Annotated in this window: 15 protein-coding genes; 7 read left to right on the forward strand and 8 right to left on the reverse strand. The window is 69.7% G+C overall.

Features of this window, described 5'->3' with window-relative positions; all coding sequences use genetic code 11:
* The first annotated feature begins 103 nt into the window (after positions 1-103).
* The 4 genes from aroE to ASF71_RS05070 all read left to right on the forward strand — a co-directional run bounded on the left by aroE (position 104) and on the right by ASF71_RS05070 (position 6,058).
* Entirely contained in the window at positions 104-946 is an 843-nt protein-coding gene (gene aroE, locus ASF71_RS05055; RefSeq protein WP_082505558.1) for a shikimate dehydrogenase, read from the forward strand.
* Positions 943-4,365: a PAS domain S-box protein gene (locus ASF71_RS05060; protein WP_235514139.1), complete on the forward strand. Its 3,423-nt coding sequence runs from the start codon at positions 943-945 to the stop codon at positions 4,363-4,365. The genes aroE and ASF71_RS05060 overlap by 4 nt, the downstream gene beginning before the upstream one ends.
* Entirely contained in the window at positions 4,365-5,576 is a 1,212-nt protein-coding gene (locus ASF71_RS05065) for a hybrid sensor histidine kinase/response regulator (protein WP_056296012.1), read from the forward strand. The genes ASF71_RS05060 and ASF71_RS05065 overlap by 1 nt, the downstream gene beginning before the upstream one ends.
* Positions 5,577-5,659: 83 nt before the next feature.
* Entirely contained in the window at positions 5,660-6,058 is a 399-nt protein-coding gene (locus tag ASF71_RS05070) for an OsmC family protein (protein WP_056296015.1), read from the forward strand.
* A gap of 58 nt (positions 6,059-6,116) precedes the next feature.
* On the opposite strand, the gene ASF71_RS05075 is transcribed toward ASF71_RS05070, so the two are convergent.
* The 3 genes from ASF71_RS05075 to ASF71_RS05085 all read right to left on the reverse strand — a co-directional run bounded on the left by ASF71_RS05075 (position 6,117) and on the right by ASF71_RS05085 (position 10,001).
* Positions 6,117-6,689, reverse strand: a complete 573-nt coding sequence (locus ASF71_RS05075) for a hypothetical protein (protein ID WP_235514140.1) — start codon at positions 6,687-6,689, stop codon at positions 6,117-6,119.
* A gap of 116 nt (positions 6,690-6,805) precedes the next feature.
* Positions 6,806-8,893, reverse strand: coding sequence for a TRAP transporter permease (locus ASF71_RS05080; protein ID WP_056296017.1), 2,088 nt, complete (start codon positions 8,891-8,893; stop codon positions 6,806-6,808).
* A gap of 139 nt (positions 8,894-9,032) precedes the next feature.
* The gene (locus ASF71_RS05085) at positions 9,033-10,001 is read right to left on the reverse strand and encodes a TAXI family TRAP transporter solute-binding subunit (RefSeq protein WP_056296020.1); all 969 of its coding nucleotides are present in this window, start codon (positions 9,999-10,001) and stop codon (positions 9,033-9,035) included.
* 169 nt (positions 10,002-10,170) lie between these two features.
* Between ASF71_RS05085 and ASF71_RS05090 the strand changes: the two genes are divergently transcribed.
* Positions 10,171-10,962, forward strand: coding sequence for an amino acid ABC transporter ATP-binding protein (locus ASF71_RS05090; protein ID WP_056296023.1), 792 nt, complete (start codon positions 10,171-10,173; stop codon positions 10,960-10,962).
* Between the two features lie 17 nt (positions 10,963-10,979).
* Here the strand turns inward: ASF71_RS05090 and ASF71_RS05095 are convergent, their stop codons facing one another.
* The 4 genes from ASF71_RS05095 to ASF71_RS05110 all read right to left on the reverse strand — a co-directional run bounded on the left by ASF71_RS05095 (position 10,980) and on the right by ASF71_RS05110 (position 16,233).
* Entirely contained in the window at positions 10,980-12,245 is a 1,266-nt protein-coding gene (locus ASF71_RS05095) for an MFS transporter (RefSeq protein ID WP_056296026.1), read from the reverse strand.
* A gap of 78 nt (positions 12,246-12,323) precedes the next feature.
* On the reverse strand, positions 12,324-13,454 hold the full coding sequence (locus ASF71_RS05100; RefSeq protein WP_056296030.1) for a M42 family metallopeptidase: 1,131 nt from the start codon (positions 13,452-13,454) through the stop codon (positions 12,324-12,326).
* Positions 13,455-13,534: 80 nt separating this feature from the next.
* Positions 13,535-14,533, reverse strand: coding sequence for an acetamidase/formamidase family protein (locus ASF71_RS05105; protein WP_056296033.1), 999 nt, complete (start codon positions 14,531-14,533; stop codon positions 13,535-13,537).
* 38 nt (positions 14,534-14,571) lie between these two features.
* Positions 14,572-16,233 (reverse strand): chloride channel protein, encoded by a 1,662-nt coding sequence (locus ASF71_RS05110; RefSeq protein WP_056296037.1) that lies wholly within the window; start codon positions 16,231-16,233, stop codon positions 14,572-14,574.
* Between the two features lie 152 nt (positions 16,234-16,385).
* On the opposite strand from ASF71_RS05110, the gene ASF71_RS05115 reads away from it, so the two are divergent.
* Positions 16,386-16,904: a PH domain-containing protein gene (locus ASF71_RS05115; RefSeq protein ID WP_056296041.1), complete on the forward strand. Its 519-nt coding sequence runs from the start codon at positions 16,386-16,388 to the stop codon at positions 16,902-16,904.
* A 109-nt stretch (positions 16,905-17,013) separates the two neighbouring features.
* Positions 17,014-17,739, forward strand: coding sequence for a hypothetical protein (locus ASF71_RS05120; protein WP_156372618.1), 726 nt, complete (start codon positions 17,014-17,016; stop codon positions 17,737-17,739).
* Positions 17,740-18,074: 335 nt separating this feature from the next.
* Here ASF71_RS05120 and clpB read toward each other — a convergent pair whose 3' ends face one another.
* On the reverse strand, positions 18,075-20,633 hold the full coding sequence (gene clpB, locus ASF71_RS05125) for an ATP-dependent chaperone ClpB (RefSeq protein ID WP_056296047.1): 2,559 nt from the start codon (positions 20,631-20,633) through the stop codon (positions 18,075-18,077).
* Between the last annotated feature and the right edge of the window lie 53 nt (positions 20,634-20,686).

Raw genomic sequence — 20,686 nt, forward strand, 5'->3', positions numbered from 1 at the left:
CGGCTGGACACCGTGTGCTCTGGAGTCTCACTCGGCCAGGCCGAACAGGGGAACCGTGCGCCGGCGCAGGGAACGGAGCCGGGTTGGCCGTTATGCTGGGGGCGTGAGTTCTCCTGGTGTTCCGGGGGGGTCCTGGCGCGCCTTCCTGTACGCCGACCCTGCCGCCCATTCCCTCTCGCCGCAGATGCACGCGGCGGCCTTCGCGGCGGCGGGCCTTGCTGGGCAGTACGAGGCCCGCCGGGTCGCGCCCCAGGACCTGCCGGCGGCCATCGCCGAGCTGCGCGCGCCGGGTGTGTTGGGCGCCAACCTCAGCCTGCCGCACAAGGAAACCGCGCTGCTCCTGCTCGACGACCTGAGTCCGGCGGCGCGGGCCATCGGGGCCGTGAACACGGTCATTCACCGGAGCGGCCGGCTGCTGGGCGAAAACACCGACGCCCCCGGCCTGCTGGCAGCGCTGGACGAGGCCGGGGCGTCCGCCGGAGGCCTGAGCGTGGTGCTGGGCGCGGGCGGCGCGGCGCGGGCGGCGGTCTACGCGCTGCGGTCGCGTGGACAGGCGGCCATGGTCGTGAACCGCACGCCGGAGCGCGCCGCCGCCCTCACCCGCGACCTGGGCGGGCAGGCCCTGAACGCCGCTGAGGTGCCGTGGGCGCAGGTCGGGCTGCTGGTGAACGCCAGCAGCGCCGGCCTGGGCGACCCCCACGCCAGCCCCCTGACCCCCCTGCCTGCGCTGGCGCCGGGGGCTCTCGTGTACGACATGGTCTACAAGCCCACCGAAACCCGGCTGATGCGGGAAGCCCGCGCCGCCGGGGTACGCGCCGAGAACGGTCTGGGGATGCTGGCGCACCAGGCCCGGCTGGCCTTTTTCGCCTGGACCGGGGCTGAGGTACCGGCTCCGGTCTTTCTGGAGGCGCTGGCCGGCGGGGTGCAGGTGCCCCCCCGGCCGTGAGCGCGCTGCGGGACCGGCGAAGTCCTGGACGGCTGGTCGACCGCTGGTCACGGGCCCTGCCCCTGACCGTCATGCTCCTGATGCTGCTGCTCTCGGGTGGGCTGGCGCTGGTGGCGTCGCGCTTTACCCACGAGCAGCAACGGGTGCGCTTCGAGCGCGAGGTCAGCGCGCACGCCTCGGCGCTGCGTCAGCGGGTCAGCGACTTCGACAAGCTGCTTCAGGCCACCCGCGCCTTCTGGCTCACGAGTGCCACCGACGTGACTCCGGCCGCCTTCTTTCAGTTCTCCGAGGAGCTCAACCTGCGCCGGCGCTACCCCGACGTGCAGGCCCTGGGCTACGCCGCTTGGGTGCCCAGCGGTGATACCGGTCCTCTCGAAACCCTGCTGGGCAGCCTGGGGCAGACGGATTTCCGAGTACGGCCCAGGATCAGCCCGGTGCAGCAGCGCGCACCCGTGGTCCTCATCGCGCCCGACAGCGCCCAGAACGAGGGCGTGCTGGGCTTCGACCTGTATTCGGAGGCCGACCGCCGCTCGGCACTGGTGCGCGCTCAGCGTTCGGGCGAGTTCCAGACCACGCTGCCGGTCACGCTGGCGACCTCCGATTCGGCCGGGCGGCCGCTCCGGGGCTTCTTGCTGGCGCTCCCGGTGTGGCGGCCCAGTCTGCTCGACGGCCGGGGGGCCGCGCAGAACGCCGCACAGGAACCCGCAGGAGCCGCCCCCGGTGTCCTGACCGGCTTCATCTACGTGGCGGTGCGCGCCGACACCTTCCTGGCCTCGCTGGGAGGCGCCTACCGGGAGCCGGGCATCCGCTCGCGCCTCGTTATCGGGGGCGAGCCGCTGACGCCGGGCGCGGCCCCCACAGGCGAATTCCTGATGCAGGAGCGCGCCTCTCTCGCCGGGCTGGACTGGACGTCGACCTACGCCGCGCCGGCCAGTTTCGGGCGCGACATCTTCGGCTTCTCGCCCGCCCTGATCTTCCTGATGGGGATGCTGCTCTCGGGGGTGTCCTTCCGGCTCACACAGGCGCAGGTCTGGGCCCGCGAACAGGCCGAGGCCGCCAACCACGACCTGCGCGAGGCCCAGGGCCGGCAGGCGCGCGCCTCCGCCGAGTTCGAGGCCATCTTCCAGTCCATGCAGGACGCGGCGGCCTTCACTGACGGTCAGGGCCTGGTGCGTACCGTGAACCGCGCGCTGGCCCGGCAGTTCGGCTACGGGGACGCCGAGCTGCTGGGCCAGCCGCTCTCGGCGCTGCATCTCGACCGCCGGCTGGACAAGCGCAGCACGTTCCAGTCGGTCACGACGCCCTACGCTCGGCGTGATGGCAGCCACTTCTACGGTGAGGCGCAGCGCACCGAGGTCCGCAGTTCGGCGGGCGAACTGCTGGGCCTGCTGGAGGTGATCCGTGACGTGAGCGAGCGGGTCGAGGCCGAGCAGGCGCTCCAGGCGGCCGGCAAGCGGTCACGTGCCGTCCTGGACGCCATTCCGCATGTGGTCTGGGTCAGTGAGCCCGGCGGGGCGCTGACCTACGAGAATGTTCAGCACCGCCGCCGCCTGGGGACCGATTCGCTGCGCTCGCGGGTGCATCCCCACGACCGCGTCGTCTACGAGCAGATGTGGCGCGACGCCTACGCCCTGCAGGCCTCCTCGGAGAGCGAGGTGCGGCTGCGCGTCGCGGGGCCGGGCCGCGCGGCGGCAGACAGGCTGCGCGACCGCTGGTTCGAGCTGCGGGTCGCGCCGCTGCTCAACGAGCAGGGCGAGGTGCGCGAGTGGGTCGCCAGCGCCACCGACATCCACGACCGCCTGCTGGCCGAGCGTCTCGCGCAGCGCAACGAGGAGCGGTACCGGGGCGTGATCGAGGGAATGCCGCAGATCGTGTGGCTCACCGATCCGCAGGGCGTGCCGACCTATTTCAACCGCCGCTGGGAGGAGTACGTGGGCCCGGCGCGCGCGCCCCAGGGCCTGCTGCCCACGCTGCACCCCGATGATCGGAGCGACTATCAGCGCCGCTGGACGGTGGCCATCGGCGCCGGGCAGGCCTTCGAGGCCGAGCACCGGTTGCTGGGCGCGGACGGCAGCTACAGGACCTTCGTAACCCGTGGGCTGCCGGTGCGCGACGCGGGCGGGCAGATCCTCGAGTGGGTAGGAACCAGCACCGACGTGGACGACAGTGTGTACGCCGAGAACGCCGCGCGGCTGCTGGCCGACGTGTCCGAGGAACTCACCGCCCGCGTCAACGACCCGCTCGCCACGCGCGCCGACAAGTACCGCACGGTCCTGAACCTCGTCACCGACCGCCTGATGGTCGCCGCCGGCATGTGGACCCTGCCCGACCTGCGGCTGCTGGTCGAGTCGCGGAGCGGCCCCGACTGGTCGGCGGCGCCCTTCGTGCAGGCGGTCCGGCACGTGGCCGAGCGGGCCGCCGAGCGCGAGGACCCGGACTACCTGACAGACGACGAACTGCTGGCCGCCGCCGGAGCTGCCGGAATGGTCCTGTGCCCCCTGACTGGGCTGGACGGCACGCTGCGGGGCGTGCTGGGCCTCGCCCACCGCCACGCCCTGCGGGACCGCGACCACGAACTCGTGCAGGAGCTGTGCAAACGCCTCTCGACCGCGCTGGACAACGACGCCCTGCGGGGACGCGCGGTGGCCGCCCAGCGTGAACTGCGCGCCCTGAACCTCTCACTGGAGGAACGCGTGCAGCGCCGCACGCTGGAGCTGGAGGAAGCCAACCGTGAACTTGAGGCCTTCAGCTACTCGGTGAGCCACGATCTGCGCACGCCTCTGCGGCACATCGTGGGATTCAGCGACCTGCTGGGCAAGGACGCTGGACCGAATCTCAGCGCCAAGGGGCAGCGCTACCTGACGGTCATCACCGACGCGGCCGGGCGCATGAGCGGCCTGATCGACAGCCTGCTGGAATTTTCACGGATGGGCCGCACGCCGCTGCGTCAGGCGCCGGTGGCGCTCGGTGAGCTGGTGAAGCAGGCGTGGCACAACCTCGAGCCGGACCGCCTGAGCCGGCAGGTCACGCTGGAGCAGGGAGAGCTTCCCACTGTCCTGGGCGACGCCGCACTGCTCGACCTCGTGTTCCAGAACCTGCTGTCCAACGCCATCAAGTACACCCGCACCCGACCGGAGGCGCGCGTGACCCTGAGCGCGCAGGAGGAGGCCGGCTGGGTCCGGGTGACAGTGGCGGACAACGGCGTGGGCTTCGATCCCAAATACGCAGATAAACTGTTCGGTGTGTTTCAACGTCTGCACCGTCCCGAAGAATTCGAGGGGACCGGAATCGGTCTGGCGAACGTCCGCCGTATCGTGACCCGTCACGGAGGCCAGGTGGGAGCCGAGGCGCTGCCCGGCGAGGGCGCCGCCTTCTGGATCACCCTGCCGCTCGCCCCCCGGCCCCAGGAGCTCCGCTGATGCCCGACCCCGCCCCCTTTCCCCTGGCCTCCTCGGAGACGCCGGGCACCATCTGTATCCTGCACCTCGAAGACAGCGAACTCGACCACGAGCTCGTCGCCATGCACCTCGACGGCGACTTGCCCTGGTCGGTGCAGATCGAGCGCGTCGAGGCCGAGGACACCTTTCTGGAAGCCTTGCGCGAGCGCCCGCCGCACATCATCCTGAGCGATTTCGCGCTCCCGGGTTACAACGGCCTGAGCGCCTTCAGGAGCGCCCACGAGATGTATCCCAACATGCCGTTCATCATCGTGACGGGCGCGATGGGCGAGGAGGTGGCGGTAGACACGCTGCGCCAAGGCGTCACCGACTACATCCTCAAGCAGCGCCTGGAGCGGCTGGCCCCCAGCGTGCGCCGCGCCCTGGCCGAGGCCGAGGGTCAGGCGTCGCGCGAGCGGGCCGAACAGTCGGTGCGCGACCTGAACCAGAGCCTGCAGGCCCGGCTGCTGGAGGTCGAGCGTCTGCGCAACACCGCCGAGCGCCAGAGCCAGCGCCTGGAGGTGCAGGCCCGGCAGCTCGAAGAGGCCCTAAACCTCCAGAAGACCTTCCTGGCCGAGACCAGCCACGAACTGCGTACCCCCCTGACCGCTCTGCTGGGGTACCTGCGCCGCGCCGACCGCGAGGTGGGCGGCTCGCAGGTCGTCCAGGACGCGCAGCGCGTCGCGGAGAACATGACCCGGCTGGTCAATGACCTCCTGCAGCTCTCGCGCGGTGAACTCGTGCAGAGCATCGAAATGCACTACATGAACGTCGGCAACCTGCTGCGGCAGGTGGGGCGTGACTACGGCGTACAGGCCGACGTGCCCGATGTCGAGATCGTGGGCGATCCGGGGCGCCTCACGCAGGTCTTCGTGAACCTCGTGACGAATGCGGTGCGCGTCAGTGGGGGGCCCGACAAGGTGCGGCTCGAACTGAACGTGCGTGCCGACGAGGTCGAGGCCAGCGTGGTGGATACGGGCCCCGGCGTGCCCGACTCGGTCAAGCCACGCATCTTCGACAAGTTCTACCGGGGCAAGGAAGCCGGCTCGGCGGGCCTGGGCCTGACCATCGCGCAGCAGGTCGTGATCTCGCACGGCGGGCGGATCGACGTGCTCGATACACCTGGCGGCGGCGCGACGTTTCAGGTGCGCCTGCCCCTGCCCGATGAGGAAGGCGACGAGGACTTCGCATAGGCAGGGAAGCGCTGAGCGCGGGGCCGCCCGAAACCTGGGCAGGCCCCAGTGTTCCCGGCGCGCCCTGCGCTAGCCTGAGCGGCATGAAAAAGACCCTGAACGTCACCTGGCTCGGCGAGCAGCGCTACCTGGGCGTGAGCGAGAGCGGGCACCAGCTCCTGATCGACAACAGCCCCGTCAAGGTGGGCGTCTCCCCGATGGAGGCCCTGCTGGGCGCGCTGGCGACCTGCACCGCCTATGACGTGGTCGAAGTCATGAAAAAGCGCCGCACGCCCCTGAGCACCTACCGGATCGAGGTCGAGGGCGAGCGGGCCGACACCGACCCCAAGCGCTACACCCACATCACTGTGCGCCACATCGCCAGCGGCGAGGGCGTCACCGACGAGATGCTGAGCAAGGCCGCGCACCTGAGCCACGAGAAATACTGCTCGGTCGCCGCGAGCCTGAACAGCGAGATCGTGCTCGAAACGCGCGTCGAGTAGGGAGGCGAAAAGAAGGCCGCCTCCAGTGTGGGGCGGCCTTGCTGGTAGAGCGCTGCGGTCAGATCGTTTCGCCGGTATCACGCTGCACGTAGCAGTTGGTGTACACCGGAATGTTGCCGTTGCCCAGCGAGCGGGTGCTGGCCGTGGCCGAGTCGGTGGCGTTGCGGATGGTCAGGTCGGCGTAGAACGAGCCGACCAGATTCTCGGCAGTCACGAGCTTCACGGTGCGGTCAACCGGGTTGACGACGATGGCCTGGGGCAAGAAGCCGCCGGTGGCCGGGCTGGCGTCGAACGAGACCTTGTAGCTGTTGCCACCGATGGAATCGAACTCCGAACCGGAGAAGGTGGCGTTGTAGTTGCCGTCATAGCGGTTGTCCGTGTTGCCGCGCAGACCGACACTGACCGACTGCACGGTACCAGTCACGTTGAAGTACACCGCGACCTGGGTCCGGGCAATGCCCTGCACGCCGTTGTTCAGCACATTGTCACAGCCCACGAATTGCCCGTTCGAGAGGCGGTACTCGGTACGGATGCCGGTGACCTGCGCGATGGCGCCGTCACCCACGGCCACGGACCCGCAGCTTGCCAATACTCCACTCAACCCCACCGCAGCCAGAAGCACTTTTTTCATACCTCTCACTGTGCCGGGCCAAACTGACCCGCGTGTGACTCCCCTCTTGATCTTTTGTGAGGACAGCACAAATGCGCTGCCTCCCGCTATGGGAGAACGGCGCAGGATAGAGGGACTCAGGCAGCGGTGGGCAGCGCTGCAGGCGGCTCGCGGCGGCTTCCGGCCTTCTGCCAGAAATACACCAGGGCGATGAGACCCAGAGCGCCCAGGTCGTACAGGACGCCGTTGGGAATCATCAGGATGAACGCCGCGACGAGCAGCAGCAGCATCTGGATGGGGTTGGTCCGGCGGTGCAGGAAGCGCAGCGTGGCCGCCCCGAAGGCCACGAGCCCCAGGAAGGCGAAGAAGATGATGGGAATGGCCTCGGTCCAGGGCAGAGCGCCCAGGCGGCCGTCCTGGATGAGCAGCAGAGACGGGTTGAAGAACATCATGTAGGCGAGCAGGGCCGTGCGCATCTCGTACTGGAAGGCCTGCACCCCTGTCTTCATCGGGTCGCCCCCGGAGATGGCGGCGGCGGCGGTCGCCGCCAGCGCCACGGGCGGGGTACTGTCGGCCATGATGCCGAAATAGAAGGCGAACAGATGAACCGGCAGCATCTCGCCGGGGTTACTGGTGTCCAGCCCGGCGATCTTGGCGATGATGGGCACGATGAGTGCGGCCATGACGATGTAGTTGGCGGTCGTGGGCAGGCCGGTGCCCAGGATCAGCGCGATGAGCTGGGCGATGAACAGCGTGACCAGAATCCGCAGGAACGGGTTGGAGAAGGCCGCCGCCGCCGCTTCCAGCACGTCGGCCAGGCCGTAGCCCAGGCCCGTGATCGTCACGATGCCTACGACGATGCCTGCCGAGGCGGTGGCGATGGCGATGCCGATCATGTTGCGGGCGCCGCTTTCGAACGCCGCGACGATCTTCTGGCCGCCTTCGATCAGGCTCCGGCCCGCGCCGCGCCCGTCCCGCCGGCCCCAGAACAGCTCCTGCGCGAGCATCATCAGCATCATGCCGATGATCGTGAACAGGGCGACGCGCTCGGGCACCGCCTCATGATTGAAGGTGAGCGTGCCGATGAGGTAGCCCAGCGGGAAGAGGTAGTACCAGCCCTCCAGAAACGACTTTTTGAAGCGGGGCAGTTCGTCGCGCGGCACCCCCTGAAGGTTGAGCTTAAGGGCCTCGATGTGCGCCACCACGAGCAGGGCGGCGTAGCACAGGAAGGCCGGAATGGCCGCCGCCAGGATCAGGGTCCGGAACTCGATCTGAAGGTTTTCGGCGATGATGAAGGCGGCCGCGCCCATCGCGGGCGGCATGAGCTGCCCGTTGCTGGAACTCGCGACCTCGATGGCTCCGGCCTTCTCGCGGCTGTAGCCAGTGCGCATCATCGTGCCGATGGTGATGTTGCCGCCGGTCACGACGTTGGCGACGGCGCTGCCACTGATCATGCCGTTGAGGCCGCTGCTGACGATGCTGGCTTTGGCCGCCCCGCCCCGGAAGCGCCCCAGCAGGCTCTGGGAGATGTTCATGAACCAGTCGCCCGCGCCCATCTTGTCGAAGACGGCCCCGAACAATACGAACAGGAATACGATCTGCGCGCTGACCCCCAGCGACGTGCCGAAGATGCCCTCGGTGTTGGTCGCCAGTTGCCCCACGAGCTGCGGCCAAGTGCTGCCGTTGTGAAACGGCGTCTGGATAAAGGGCAGCGCCCCACGCGCGCCCATCAGCGCGAACAGGATGAAGCCGACCGACACGAGGACCATCGAGATGCCCAGGGTCCGCCAGGTCGCCAGCAGCAGCATGACGACCAGCAGGCTGCCCATCCACAGGTCCATCGGGACGTCGGCCCGCATACCGCCGTTGTTGGCGATATTGGCGTACTGAAAGAGAAAGTACAGTACCGAAGCCACGGCGAGGGCGCCCTGCACCCAGTCGAACCAGGGCACGCGGGTTTCGGGCCGGCCGGGCCTGTTCTTGAACGAGAACACCAGAAAGGCCAGCGCAAAGCCGAAGCCCAGGTGAATGGAGCGCAGATTGATGGTCGGGATGGTGCCAACATAGGCGGAATACATCTGGAACAGGCACCAGCCGACGGCCACCAGCGTGACCAGGAGCGCCTGCCAGCCGAACAGTTTGCGTCCGCCGGTTTCGGCGGCGGCGACCATCTCCAGGGCCTGTTTTTCGCCTTCGGTCAGGGCCTCGCCGGGACGGGAGGGCATCGGCTGGTCTGGGCCGGGGGGAACGCGGTCGGAAGTTGTGGGTCTGCTCACGGCGTCCTCATTTATGGGAAAGAAGGCGGGGCCAGTCGCACTTCGGTCTGGGCGACTGGCCCCGGACGGTCCGGCACGGAGCCGGGGCTTACTTGACGTTCAGGCCCTGTTCCTTCCAGAACTTGACAGCGCCGGGGTGCAGCGGAGCGGGGACGCCCTTGACGGCGGCAGCGTTGCTGAAGCTGGTGTTCAGGACGGGATGGATCGCCTTGACGCCGGGCGTACTGGTAAAGACCGCCTTCATGGCCTTGTAGACAGTATCGTCGCTGACCGCGCTGCTCGCCACCAGGGTCGCCTGCACGGCCACGCCGGGCACGGTCGCGCCGACGCCCTTGTAGCTCTTGGCCGGAATGTTGTAGCGCACGTAGAAGGGGTACTTCTTGATGAGCGCCGAGGCCTGGTTGCCGGCAACCGGCACGAGGTTGACGTCCACCGTCTGGGCGATCTGCGAGATGGCGCTCGCGCCCACGCCGACCGTGTAGAACAGCGCGTCGGCGCGCTTGTCCTGCATCAGGCTGATGCCCTGGGCCGGCGAGACGCGCAGGGCCTGGCCCAGGTCCTCGAACTTCAGGCCGTAGGCTTCCAGAACCTGCCGGGCGGTCTGTTCGGTACCCGAGCCCAGGTCGCCGATGACCACGCGCTTGCCCCTGAGGTCGGCAATGCTGTTGATCTTGGCGTCCTTGCGGGCGATCACGTGCAGGACTTCGGGGTACAGCACGGCCAGGGTACGCACCTTGTTGTTGGCCTTGCCCTCGAAGGCCTGGATGCCGCTGCCCTTGTAGGCGTAGTAGGCGATGTCGTTTTGCACGATCGCCATGTCGAGCTCACCGGTCGCCAGGGCGTTCATGTTGAACACGCTGCCGCCCGTGCTGCGGGCGTTGGCGCGCACGCCACTGCCCGCGTCGTTGACCATCTTCGCCATCCCGGTGGCCACCGGAAAGTACACGCCGGTCGTGCTACCCGAGCCGATGGTCAGGAAGGAATTGCTCTGCGCGAGCGCCGCTCCCAGGGTCAACAGGGCCAGCGCAGCCCCAACGGCAGGAATGAACTTTTTCATGGTCGGCTCCTTGTGCTATGCCGGGCCCCTCCTCTCTCTGGGGACAGGCCTGGCTGTGTGGAATGCCGCAGGGTAGCATGACGTTAAAGGCCAGATGAAAGAGTTCGGCCCGGTTTGTGGCGGGCCCGGAGGCGGCCCTGCGGCGCACCCAGCCTGTAGACTGCCGGCCATGACCGCTCCGCAGCCCACCCCCGACCGCGCCTCCCGCCCCGCGCCGGCTCAGGGCGCTCCTCTGGTGATCGAGGCGCAGGGCGTGGAGAAACACTTCGGGACCTTCCACGCGCTGCGGGGCGTGAACCTCAGCGTGCGGCAGGGTGAGGTCGTCGTCGTGATCGGGCCGTCCGGCAGCGGCAAGTCCACCTTCATCCGGACCCTCAATGCTCTGGACCCCCACGACGGCGGGACCATCTCGGTGCAGGGGATTCCCCTTCAAGGGGCCAAGAATCTCGACGCCATCCGCCGCGAGGTCGGCATGGTCTTCCAGAGCTTCAACCTCTTTCCTCATCTCACGGTGCTCGACAACATCACCCTGGCCCCGACCCGGGTGCGCCGGGCCAGCAAGGCCGAGGCCGAGCGGCGGGGACTGGAACTGCTGCGCCGCGTGGGGATCGAGGAGCAGGCGCACAAGTATCCGGCGCAGCTTTCGGGCGGGCAGCAGCAGCGGGTGGCCATCGCGCGGGCGCTGGCGATGGACCCCAAGATCATGCTGTTCGACGAGCCGACCTCGGCGCTTGACCCTGAGATGATCAAGGAAGTGCTCGACGTGATGAAGGAACTGGCCCGCTCGGGCATGACGATGCTGGTGGTGACGCACGAGATGGGGTTCGCGCGGGAAGTGGCCGACCGTATCCTGTTTTTCGACCAGGGCAACATCGTCGAGGACACGACCCCCGAGGCCTTCTACAACAACCCGCAGCACGAGCGCGCCAAGCAGTTCCTGGGCAAGATCCTGGGCCACTAGGTCCAGGGGCGCGGGGCTCAGGCGTCGCGCCGCAGCCTGCCGCACCACCACCATGCCGCAGCACACAGCACGAAACTCAGGGCGAAGACGGGCGTGTAGCCCGCGCGGTCGGCGATGAGGCCACCCACGACCGGAGTGAACAGGGCGGCGCCCACCAGCGTGTTCAGCGTGCCGATGTAGCGGCTGCGTGCGCCGTCGGGGGCAATGTTGAGCAGGTGGTTGGTATGGCCCAGGTTGAACCCCTGCGCCGCCACGCTCGTCAGGATGAACACGCCCAGATAGGCCCAGGCTCCGAGATCCAGCGCCCCCACCGTGAAGGCCCAGACCGGCGCGAGGCCGTAGAACACGCTGGCGTAGCGGATGATCCGGCGCGAGCCCTTGCGCTCGGCGACGCGCTGCCACACCACGTTCGACAGCGGCGCGGCGGCCGTGAGGGCCATCACAAAGGCCCCCAGGATCGCCGCCGGAAAGTGCAGGGCGCGCAGGGCGTACACCGCAAAAAAGGGTTCGCTCATGCTCGCGCCGGCCAGCAGCAGCCGCACCGTCAGGAAGGCCCGGAAGTGCGGGTCGCGCAGTGTCTCGGGAATAGCGCGCAGCTCGCCCCGGAACCCCTGGGGGGGCAGCGGCGGGTCGGGAGGCTCATTGACCAGCCCGAAGACCCAGTAGCCGAAGGTGTAGGCGACGGTACCCAGCGCGAACAGCAGCGCGTAGTTGAGCGGAAAGGCGAGGTCCGAGCCCAGCACCGCGCGCACGACCAGGCCCGCCCCGAAGGCCAGCAGCCCGCCGTACAGGTTGCGCGTCCCAAAAAAGCGCGGGCGGCGGTCCGGCGAGACCGTCTTGCTGACCACCTCCAGAAACGGCAGGCCCGCCACACCCGAGGCCAGGGCGTTGGCGAGCATCGCCAGCACGAACAGGGTCAGGCACAGGGCGGGCTGCTCGGCCAAGAAGGCGGCGATCAGGACCATCGCCACGTAGGTGGCCGCCCGGATGAAGGCCGCCGAGCGGTACACCGGCAGCTTGTAGGGTGTGCCCCGGACCCGCGCGGCAATCAGGAGCTGCGGCAGCATCCAGCCGCCCCCGGCGATGGCCGGCAGCAGCCCGATGACCCAGTTGGGAGCGCCCAGCCGCGCCGCGAAGCCCGAGATGACCACGGAGACGTTCAGGAACCCGTCGCCCGCGAACACTGCCCAGCCGTTGAAGATGCCCAGCCGCTCGTTGCGGTCCCAGCTGCGCCGGGGGGCGGAATCGGGCAATGGGGGCACGGGAGCGTCGGGGGCAGGCATGGCCCGCCCAGGCTAGGGCACGCTCGCTGGAGGCGTCTGTTCCACAGGGACAGGGCCGGGGTTCAGGGTGTAGGCACCTCAGGGCAGGGGCAGAAAGTCCAGTGGCGTCTCCGGCAGGTCGTGCAGGAAACCGAGGAGCAGCGCCTGTGCACCTTCCAGGTCGCGGCGGTCCAGAACCTCGACGGGGCTGTGGGTGTAGCGGTTCGTGACCGATACGGCCCCGGTCGGCACGCCCAGGTATTGCAGCGCGCCCGCGTCGGTGCCGATCCCCTTGAGGAGTTCGTGCTGCACCGCAATTCCCCGCGACTGCGCGGCGCTCAGCAGCCCCAGCCGCACCGCTGGATGGGCCAGGGTCGAGAAGTCCATCACCTTGACGGTCGGCCCCGCGCCCAGCCGCAGCGTGGGGGCGCCGAGCTCGGGGGTGTCGTCGGCAGCCGTCATATCCAGGGCCAGCGCCACGTCGGGGGTCTGCCCAGGCGGCAGGCTGCGGGCCAGCACCTGCGCGCCGCGCAGCCCGACCTCCTCCTGCACCGAGAAGGCGGCGACCAGGGTGACCGGGGGCCGGGCGCCGTCACTGAAGCCCGCCAGCAGCGCCAGCAGCACCGCGCAGCCGGCGCGGTCGTCCAGGGCGTGGGCGGTGTAACGCCCGCTGCCCCGGCCGAGCTCGGTCAGTTCGCCGGCAAAGCCCACCGGGTCGCCGGGCTGCACCCCCATCGCGGCGGCCTCGGCGGCGCTGCAGGCGCCGATGTCCACGTAGAGCGCCGCGTAGGGTATGACGCTCGCGCGGTCGGCGTCGGTCAGCAGGTGGGCGCTCTTGGTGCCGATCACGCCGGGCAGGCGGCCAGTGTCGGTGCGCACCCACACGCGCTGGGCCGGCAGAATGCGGTCGTCGCTCCCGCCCACCTTCTCCAGCCGCAGGGCGCCGCCCTCGTCTATGCGCCGCACCCGGAACCCGATCTCGTCCATGTGCGCGCAGATCAGCAGACGCCGGGCCGAGGGATCGGCCGCGCGGCGCACCGCCACCACGTTGCCCACCGCGTCCACGCTCAGCTCGTCGGCGTGGGGCCGGGCGAGGTCCAGGACCCGCCGGACCACGTCTTCCTCACTGCCGCTGGGGCCGGTGACCTCCACGAGCCGGCGCAGGTACTCCATGACGGGCGAGAGGTCGCCGGACACGGCCGCCGACAGGATTGCTTCCGGGTTGTTCATGGCCACGTTCTAGAGCATCCGGCCGCCGACGCGGCGCCCGCCGTCCGGCCGAGGCGAGCGCCCCCGGAGTGTCGGCCGCCCTAGCGCGTGAAGAGGCTCTGGGGCAGCAGGGCACTCACGGTGTAGTGCGGCGCGTCCACGATCTGGCTGATGCGCAGGTCCACGCAGGCGCTCGCCAGAATGTAGGCGTCGGTGAAACTCAGGCCGTAGTCCTCACCCAGGTGCGCCAGCATTCCCCGCAGGGCGTGGCGGGCGGCCTCCAGCAGCTCGGGGGCGTGTCCGGTGGTCACGTAGGCCCCGGCAGCCCACAGCGGGGTCGGCTCGGGCGGGGTGCGCAGCTCCGGCATGGCGAGGGTGCGCCCCCACCGCAGCCCCAGGCGCACCGTCACCGTGCCGTCCGTCTCGATCCCAGTGCCGGATACCTCGCCGTCGCCCTGCGCCGCGTGGACGTCGCCCACACTCAGGAGCGCGCCGGGCACCTCGACCGGCAGGTACAGCGTGCTGCCCGCCACCAGTTGCCGCACGTCCATGTTGCCGCCCACATGGCGGGGCGGCGCGGTGGGATGCGGCCCCCACGCGGCGGGCGCCACCCCGATCACGCCGGGAAAGGGCGCCAGCGGCAGCCGCGCCCGGAAGCCGGGGGCCAGGAAGTCCGTGTGGCTGCCCGCTCGCAGGTCCCAGAAGTGGGTATGTGCATCAGGCACCTCGTCGTCCAGCAGGCCGATGCCGCCGGGCCGGCAGCCGGTCCAGCCCCAGTCGCCGGTCCGGACCTCCAGCAGCTCGACGACCAGCGTGTCGCCGGGCTGCGCGCCCTCGACGTATACCGGGCCGGTCAGGGGGTGGCCGCGCTGGCCCCCGGTCAGGGGTCCCGGCGAGTAGATGCCTGCCGTAATGAGGCCTTGCAGGTCGCTGGGTGCGCTCAGTTCACCAGCCGCCACCTGCCGGGCCACGTGGCCATACGAGGCGTCCAGCGTCCCGAAAGTGACCGTGTCACCGGGCGCGATGTGCAGGGCTGGGGGCAGCGCCGCGTCCCAGACGGTATGAACGGCTCCGGTGGCCTTCAGGTGGTGTTCGGGCATGGCGGAGTGTAGCCCGCTGTGGGCCCGGCCCAGGCCGGTCAGGCGCCGGGCAGCCGCAGCACGCCTTCCAGGGCGGCGTAGGCGTCGGGTCGCGCCAGAAACACCAGTTCGTCTTCGGGGGTCAGGCGCAGTTCGGCGTGGGGCAGGCGCACGCTGCCGTCGCGCACGATGCCCACGACCTCCACGCCCGGTGGCAGGGCCAGCAGCCGCACCCGCGCGCCGCGCCAGCTCGCCGGGACGGCGCGGCGGTACAGCTCGGGCTCATTACTGGCGGGGGCATCTGCCGGCGCGGCGGCGCCCGCCGAGCTGGCACCGGGGGGCGCGTCGTAGGGGGTGCCGGGGGTGTCGGTATCGGGCGTCCGGCGGGCCACGTAACGCACCGTGCCGGGCAGCGCGGCGAAGGTGGGCGCGGCGTGGACCCGGCTGCGGGCGCGCGAAATGGCCTGTCCCGGCAGCAACCCGCTCTCGCCGCTCAGCAGGTGCGCGGTGCCGGCGGCGAGCAGCGCGACCGGCAGCAGCGCCTCGCCGCCCCAGGCCACGACGAGCAGTGAGGCGCCGACCGGAGCGTTCAGGGTGACGGCCAGGAAGGCCGCCGACCCCACCAGCGCCGCGACCGCCACGTCTAGCCCCAGCAGGGTGCCCAGGCCGGCTCCCAGCAGGCCGCCGGTCGCCACCGAGGGGAAGATGCCCCCCCCGAAAGCCAGCCGCGCGCCCAGGGCCAGCAGCGCCCAGCGCCACAGTCCCGCGCCCGCCGCGTCCGGTCCCAGGAAGCCGCTTACACTCAGCTGTAGCCAGCCAGTGCCGTCGCCCAGCACGGCCGGTGTGCCCAGAAAAGCCACCGCCGCCGTGAGCAGCCCGAAGACGCCGCCGAGCACCGGCCGCGCCCAGCCGTCGCTCCACTGCGCGGGCAGCAGCCGGGCAGCGCGCAGCAGCAACCAGCCCGCCAGCACCACGCCCAGCACCACGCCGATCAGGGCAGGCAGCTGCGCCAGGGCAGGCACCTGCACGTCGGGCACGCTGAAGAGCGGCGCGAAGCCGAAGCCCAGGCCGTACACCGCGTAAGCCACAACCGCCGCCAGCACGCAGGGCATCAGCACCTCGACCTCGAACTCGAAGCGGCGGTAGAGCACCTCGGCGATCAACACGGCCGCCGCCAGTGGGGCGTGCAGCACGGCCCCCAGGCCCGCAGCCGCGCCGGCCAGGGTGAGGGTGCGGGTCTCGACCGCGTCGAGCCGGGTCACGCGCCCCAGCAGCCGGGTAGCGATCTGGCCCAGCATGGTGAAGGCCGAGTCGCGCCCCACCAGCAGGCCTGCGCTGTAGGCCACGGCCGTGCCCACCAGGGTCCGCAGCCCGGCGCGCAGGCCCGGCCAGGTGCCCCCGGCGTGGTAGCCGCGCACAAGTTGCGTGAGGGGTGCGCCCGGTTCGGCAGGCACCAGCCACGCGTACAGCGCCCCCACGAACGGCAGGCACAGCAGGCCCCAGGGCAGCGCGTCCCCGAACGCCATGAGCAGCCCGCCCTCGCCGGGGGTCCCGGGAGGGGAGTAGCCGGTGAGCATCGCGCCCAGGGGGTGCAGGGCGTCGAGCACGAGCCGCAGCAGGATACACAGCCCACCGACGAGCAGGCCGAGCAGCACGCTCAGCACCACGACGCGGCCCGTTTCGAGCCGGGTCAGCACCGCGCGGGGCAGGGGAGAACGCATCGTGCGCCATCCTAGAGCATCTGGCAAAAGGAGATGCTCCCTATTCTCCCGCCCCCGGACGCGAATTTCGCGGAGCAGGTCGGCCGGGGCCCCTGTGTTCCCGCCGGCCGGAGCAGGTGGAATCCGGGCCGGGACCTCCCTAGAGTGGAGCCATGTCTGCCGTTCCCGTCCCCCTCGCCCACGAAAAGAACCCCGCGCAGCGCGCCCTGCTGCTGCTGGCGGCCCTGATCCTGCTCGGCGGGGCATGGCTGCCGCTGGGCGAGCCGCTGCCGTTGCCGCTGCGCTGGCTGTGCACGGTGCTGGCGACCAGTGTCGTGTGGCTGATGGTGGCCATGCCCCGCAGCCTCGGCTACGACCTGACGGACGAGGGCCTGCGGGTCCAGCGGATGTCGGGCACCTTCACCTGGCCCTACACCGACCTGCGGGTGCTGTCCCCGGCCGGCCGCCTGGGGGCGAAGGTGGGCGGCGTGGGGGTGCCGGGCTATCACAGCGGCACCTACCGCTGGCAGGGACCGCCCGGCCAGGAAGAACCCAGGGTCGTGCGGGGGCTGGCCTCGGCCCGGCAGGGCGGGGTGCTGCTGTCGGTGCAGGGCAAGCCCCACTACCTGACGCCCGCCGACCCGCAGGCCTTCGTGGCGGCGCTACGGGCGCGGGGGGTCCCCAGGAAATAGGCCAGAAAGCGGGTGGACGGGTTCGGGCGTGGCCGCTAGACTCCCTGTCCCCGCCCCGCGTAGGGGCCCGCGCTGCCCTCACTTCTCGCCCGTCTCCCGAGGTGACCCGATGACCCGTTCCCGCAAAACGCCCGCTGCTCCGGCTATACAGCGCCTGACCGTGACTTCCGGTCTCAAGGAACTCAAGCTGCTCAACAAGCGGATCGCCACCCGGATCGAGAACCTGCGCGCCATCCGCACCCGGCGGTCGAGCACCGAGGTCGTCGCGGGCGTGGGCCGCCAGGACTTCATGGAGCAGGCGCGCCAGGGGATGCAGGCCGCCGAGGCGCTTCTGGCCCGGCGCGACGCCATCAAGGCCGAGATCGTGCGCTCGAACGCGATCCACACGGTCACGGTCGGCACCCAGACCATGACGGTCGCTGCCGCCATTGAGCGCAAGCGCGCCGCCGAGGCCGGACGCCGGGGCCGCTGCGCGGGCGAGGACACCGTACCCACACGCGAGACGCTGGTCGCCCACCTGCGGGCCCAGTACGCCCAGGCACTCGCTGATGAGGCCGCCCTGACGAACACGATGGAGGCCGAGCGCGAGACGCGCGTGAACAGCTTCCTCAACCAGGAGCGCGGGGCGCGCGGCCAGAAGGAAACCGGCCTGGACACGCGCGCCATTGAGGAGGCGTACCGGGCCGCCAATACCCCGGTCATTGACGACCCGCTGAACCTGTTGGGGCGCCTGGAGGCCATGCAGGAGGAGGTCGAGATCTTCGGCTCGGAGGTGGACCGCGTGCTCGACGAGCACAATGCCACCACCTTCATCGAGGTGCCCGCCTCGGCGTAGGGCCGGGTAGACTGTGGCTGGGCTGTCCGCGCGAAGGGCCGACGAAGGTGCCCGGTGTTCATCGCCAGAAAAGCGATCTTTTCCTTCCAGAAAAATGACCCGCAGGGTTCAGGCTTCAGGATTCAGGAGACAGGCTTCAGCGTTCAGGCGACGAAGGATTCAGGAACACAGGTGTCAGGACTCCGCCGAATCTCGGATATCAGGGTCGCCCCGCCCCGGCAGGTCCGGGCGGGAGCAGGGAGACGGGTATCTCCCGGTCGGCACACCCCCGAGCTGCGCGGCCAGCCCACAAACAACCCCTCCATTACGGAGGGGTTGTTGCTTGGGGGCCGGGCTCAGTTCAGCGAGCCGGTCGTGAAGCTGAAGGCTCCGTCGCCGTAGTTCACGTTCAGTACGCTGCCGTCGGGGACGCGGCCGCTCAGGATCTCGCGGGCCAGCGGCGTCTCGATCTCGCGGGCGATGGCGCGCTTGAGGGGACGCGCTCCGAAGGCCGGGTCGTAGCCGATCTCGGCGAGCTTGTTCTTGGCGCCGTCCGAGAGGTGCAGGGTCACGCGGCGCTCGGTGAGGCGGCGGCGCAGGCCGGTCATCTGGATGTCCACGATCTTGCGCAGGTCGGCCGGGCTCAGCGCGTCGAACACGATGATGTCGTCCACGCGGTTCAGGAACTCGGGGCGGAAGTGGCCCTGCAATTCGCCCAGCACGGCCTCGCGGATCTCCGTGGCGTCCTCGCCGCGTGCCTGCATCTCCAGGATCAGGGGTGAGCCGATATTGCTCGTCAGGACGATCAGCGTGTTACGGAAATCCACCGTGCGGCCCTGCCCGTCGGTGAGGCGGCCGTCATCGAGCACCTGAAGCAGCACGTTGAACACGTCCGGGTGCGCCTTCTCGATCTCGTCGAGCAGCAGCACGCTGTAGGGCCGGCGGCGCACGGCTTCGGTGAGCTGGCCCCCTTCCTCATAGCCCACGTAGCCGGGAGGCGCCCCGATCAGCCGGGCCACCGTGTGCTTTTCCATGTACTCGGACATGTCCAGGCGCACCATTGCCTCTGACGAATCGAACAGGTACTCGGCCAGCGCCTTGGCGAGCTCGGTCTTGCCGACCCCGGTCGGCCCCAGGAACATGAAGCTGCCCAGCGGGCGGTTCGGGTCGTTCAGGCCGGCGCGCGCGCGGCGGATGGCGTCGGACACACTCACGATGGCGCGGTCCTGTCCGATCACGCGGGCGTGCAGCTGCTCTTCGAGGTGCAGCAGCTTTTCACGCTCGCCCTCCATGAGCTTGTTCACCGGGATGCCCGTCCAGCGGCTCACCACCGCCGCGATGTCCTCGTCGGTCACTTCCAGGTGTGCGAACTCGGCGCCCTTGAGCTTGCGCTCCAGCTCGGCCACGTCTTTTTCCAGGGCAGGCAGTTTGCCGTATTCCAGCTCGGCGGCAAGTTGCAGGTCATAGTCGCGCCGGGCCTTCTCGATGTCGGTGCGCACGGCGTCCAGCGCCTCACGCTTCTCGCGCAGCGCGGCGACCTCCTTGCGCTCGGCCTCCCAGCGGCTGCGGACCTCGTTGAGTTCGTCGGTGATGTTGCGCAGACTGGCCTCGATGTCTATCAGGCGGTTCTGCGAGTCCACATCCTTCTCGCGTTTCAGGGCCTCGCGCTCGATCTCCAGTTGCAGCTTGCGCCGCGAGAGCTGGTCGATGCGTTCGGGGCTCGACTCCAGCGCCATGCGCAGCCGCGCGGCCGACTCGTCAATGAGGTCGATGGCCTTGTCGGGCAGCTGGCGGTCGCTGATGTAGCGGTGCGAGAGCTGCGCGGCCGCCACGAGCGCCGGGTCGGTGATCTCGACGTTGTGGTGGACCTGATAGCGCTCCTTGATGCCGCGAAGGATGCTGATGGTGTCCTCGACGCTCGGTTCGTCCACGAACACGGGCTGGAACCGGCGTTCCAGCGCCGGGTCCTTCTCGATCTCGCGGTACTCGTCGAGGGTCGTCGCGCCGATGAGGTGCAGTTCGCCGCGCGCCAGCGCCGGCTTGAGCATGTTGCCCGCGTCGGGCGACCCTTCGGTCTTGCCGGCGCCCACGATGGTGTGAATCTCGTCCACGAACAGGATGATCTCGCCTGCCGACTGCACGACCTCGTCGATCACGCCCTTGAGGCGTTCCTCGAACTCACCCCGGAACTTGGCCCCTGCGAGCAGACTGCCCATCTCCAGCGACACGATGCGCTTGTTCTTCAGGCCCTCGGGCACGTCACCCTTCACGATGCGGATGGCGAGGCCCTCGGCAATCGCAGTCTTGCCCACGCCGGGTTCCCCGATGAGGACGGGGTTGTTCTTGGTGCGCCGCAGCAGGATCTGCATGGCGCGGCGGATTTCCTCGTCGCGGCCGATGACGGGGTCGAACTTGCCGTCGCGGGCGCGCTGGGTCAGGTCGGTGCCGTACTTGTTCAGGGCGTCGAACTGCTGCTCACTCGTCTTGTTGGTCACGGTTTTTCCTTTCCGCGCCTCCGTCACCGCGCGGTTGAGGCTCGTTTCGTCAGGCAGACCCTTCCCCCGGTACTCGCCGCGCGCCGCGAGGAGCAGAGCGTCGGCGGCCACGAAGGAGTCGCCGAGTTGCCCGGCCAGCGTATCGGCTTTCTGAAAGGTGCGGCTCAGGGCCGGGTCGAGGTAAAGCTGGTCGCCCCCGCCCTGAACGCGCGGCAGTCGGGCGATTTCGGCGTCCAGCGCGCTGCGGATCTGGGACAGGTCGCCCCCGGCACCGGTCAGGGCCCGCGCGGCCGTCTCGTTGTCGGTCAGGGCACGCAGGAGGTGAAAGAGGGTCAGGTTCTGTTGCTGGTTCTGCACGGCGAGTTGCTGCGCGGCCGCGATGGCCTGCGTGCTTGCCTCGGTAAAGCGTTCGGGATTCAAGTCGGAAACCTCCAGGCAGGGAGAGGAGTGGTCACGTTCACTCCCCCTATTCT

Source organism: Deinococcus sp. Leaf326 (assembly GCF_001424185.1).
Lineage (GTDB): Bacteria > Deinococcota > Deinococci > Deinococcales > Deinococcaceae > Deinococcus.

Excerpts from the sequence above, each read along its gene's own strand:
- ASF71_RS05120 (WP_156372618.1), top strand. The coding sequence starts at position 17,014 with ATGACCCGTTCCCGCAAAACGCCCGCTGCTCCGGCTATACAGCGCCTG.
- ASF71_RS05090 (WP_056296023.1), top strand. The coding sequence starts at position 10,171 with ATGACCGCTCCGCAGCCCACCCCCGACCGCGCCTCCCGCCCCGCGCCG.
- ASF71_RS05115 (WP_056296041.1), top strand. The coding sequence starts at position 16,386 with ATGTCTGCCGTTCCCGTCCCCCTCGCCCACGAAAAGAACCCCGCGCAG.
- ASF71_RS05085 (WP_056296020.1), bottom strand. The coding sequence starts at position 10,001 with ATGAAAAAGTTCATTCCTGCCGTTGGGGCTGCGCTGGCCCTGTTGACC.
- ASF71_RS05065 (WP_056296012.1), top strand. The coding sequence starts at position 4,365 with ATGCCCGACCCCGCCCCCTTTCCCCTGGCCTCCTCGGAGACGCCGGGC.
- ASF71_RS05100 (WP_056296030.1), bottom strand. The coding sequence starts at position 13,454 with ATGAACAACCCGGAAGCAATCCTGTCGGCGGCCGTGTCCGGCGACCTC.
- ASF71_RS05105 (WP_056296033.1), bottom strand. The coding sequence starts at position 14,533 with ATGCCCGAACACCACCTGAAGGCCACCGGAGCCGTTCATACCGTCTGG.
- ASF71_RS05095 (WP_056296026.1), bottom strand. The coding sequence starts at position 12,245 with ATGCCTGCCCCCGACGCTCCCGTGCCCCCATTGCCCGATTCCGCCCCC.
- ASF71_RS05110 (WP_056296037.1), bottom strand. The coding sequence starts at position 16,233 with ATGCGTTCTCCCCTGCCCCGCGCGGTGCTGACCCGGCTCGAAACGGGC.
- ASF71_RS05070 (WP_056296015.1), top strand. The coding sequence starts at position 5,660 with ATGAAAAAGACCCTGAACGTCACCTGGCTCGGCGAGCAGCGCTACCTG.
- ASF71_RS05075 (WP_235514140.1), bottom strand. The coding sequence starts at position 6,689 with ATGAAAAAAGTGCTTCTGGCTGCGGTGGGGTTGAGTGGAGTATTGGCA.
- ASF71_RS05080 (WP_056296017.1), bottom strand. The coding sequence starts at position 8,893 with ATGCCCTCCCGTCCCGGCGAGGCCCTGACCGAAGGCGAAAAACAGGCC.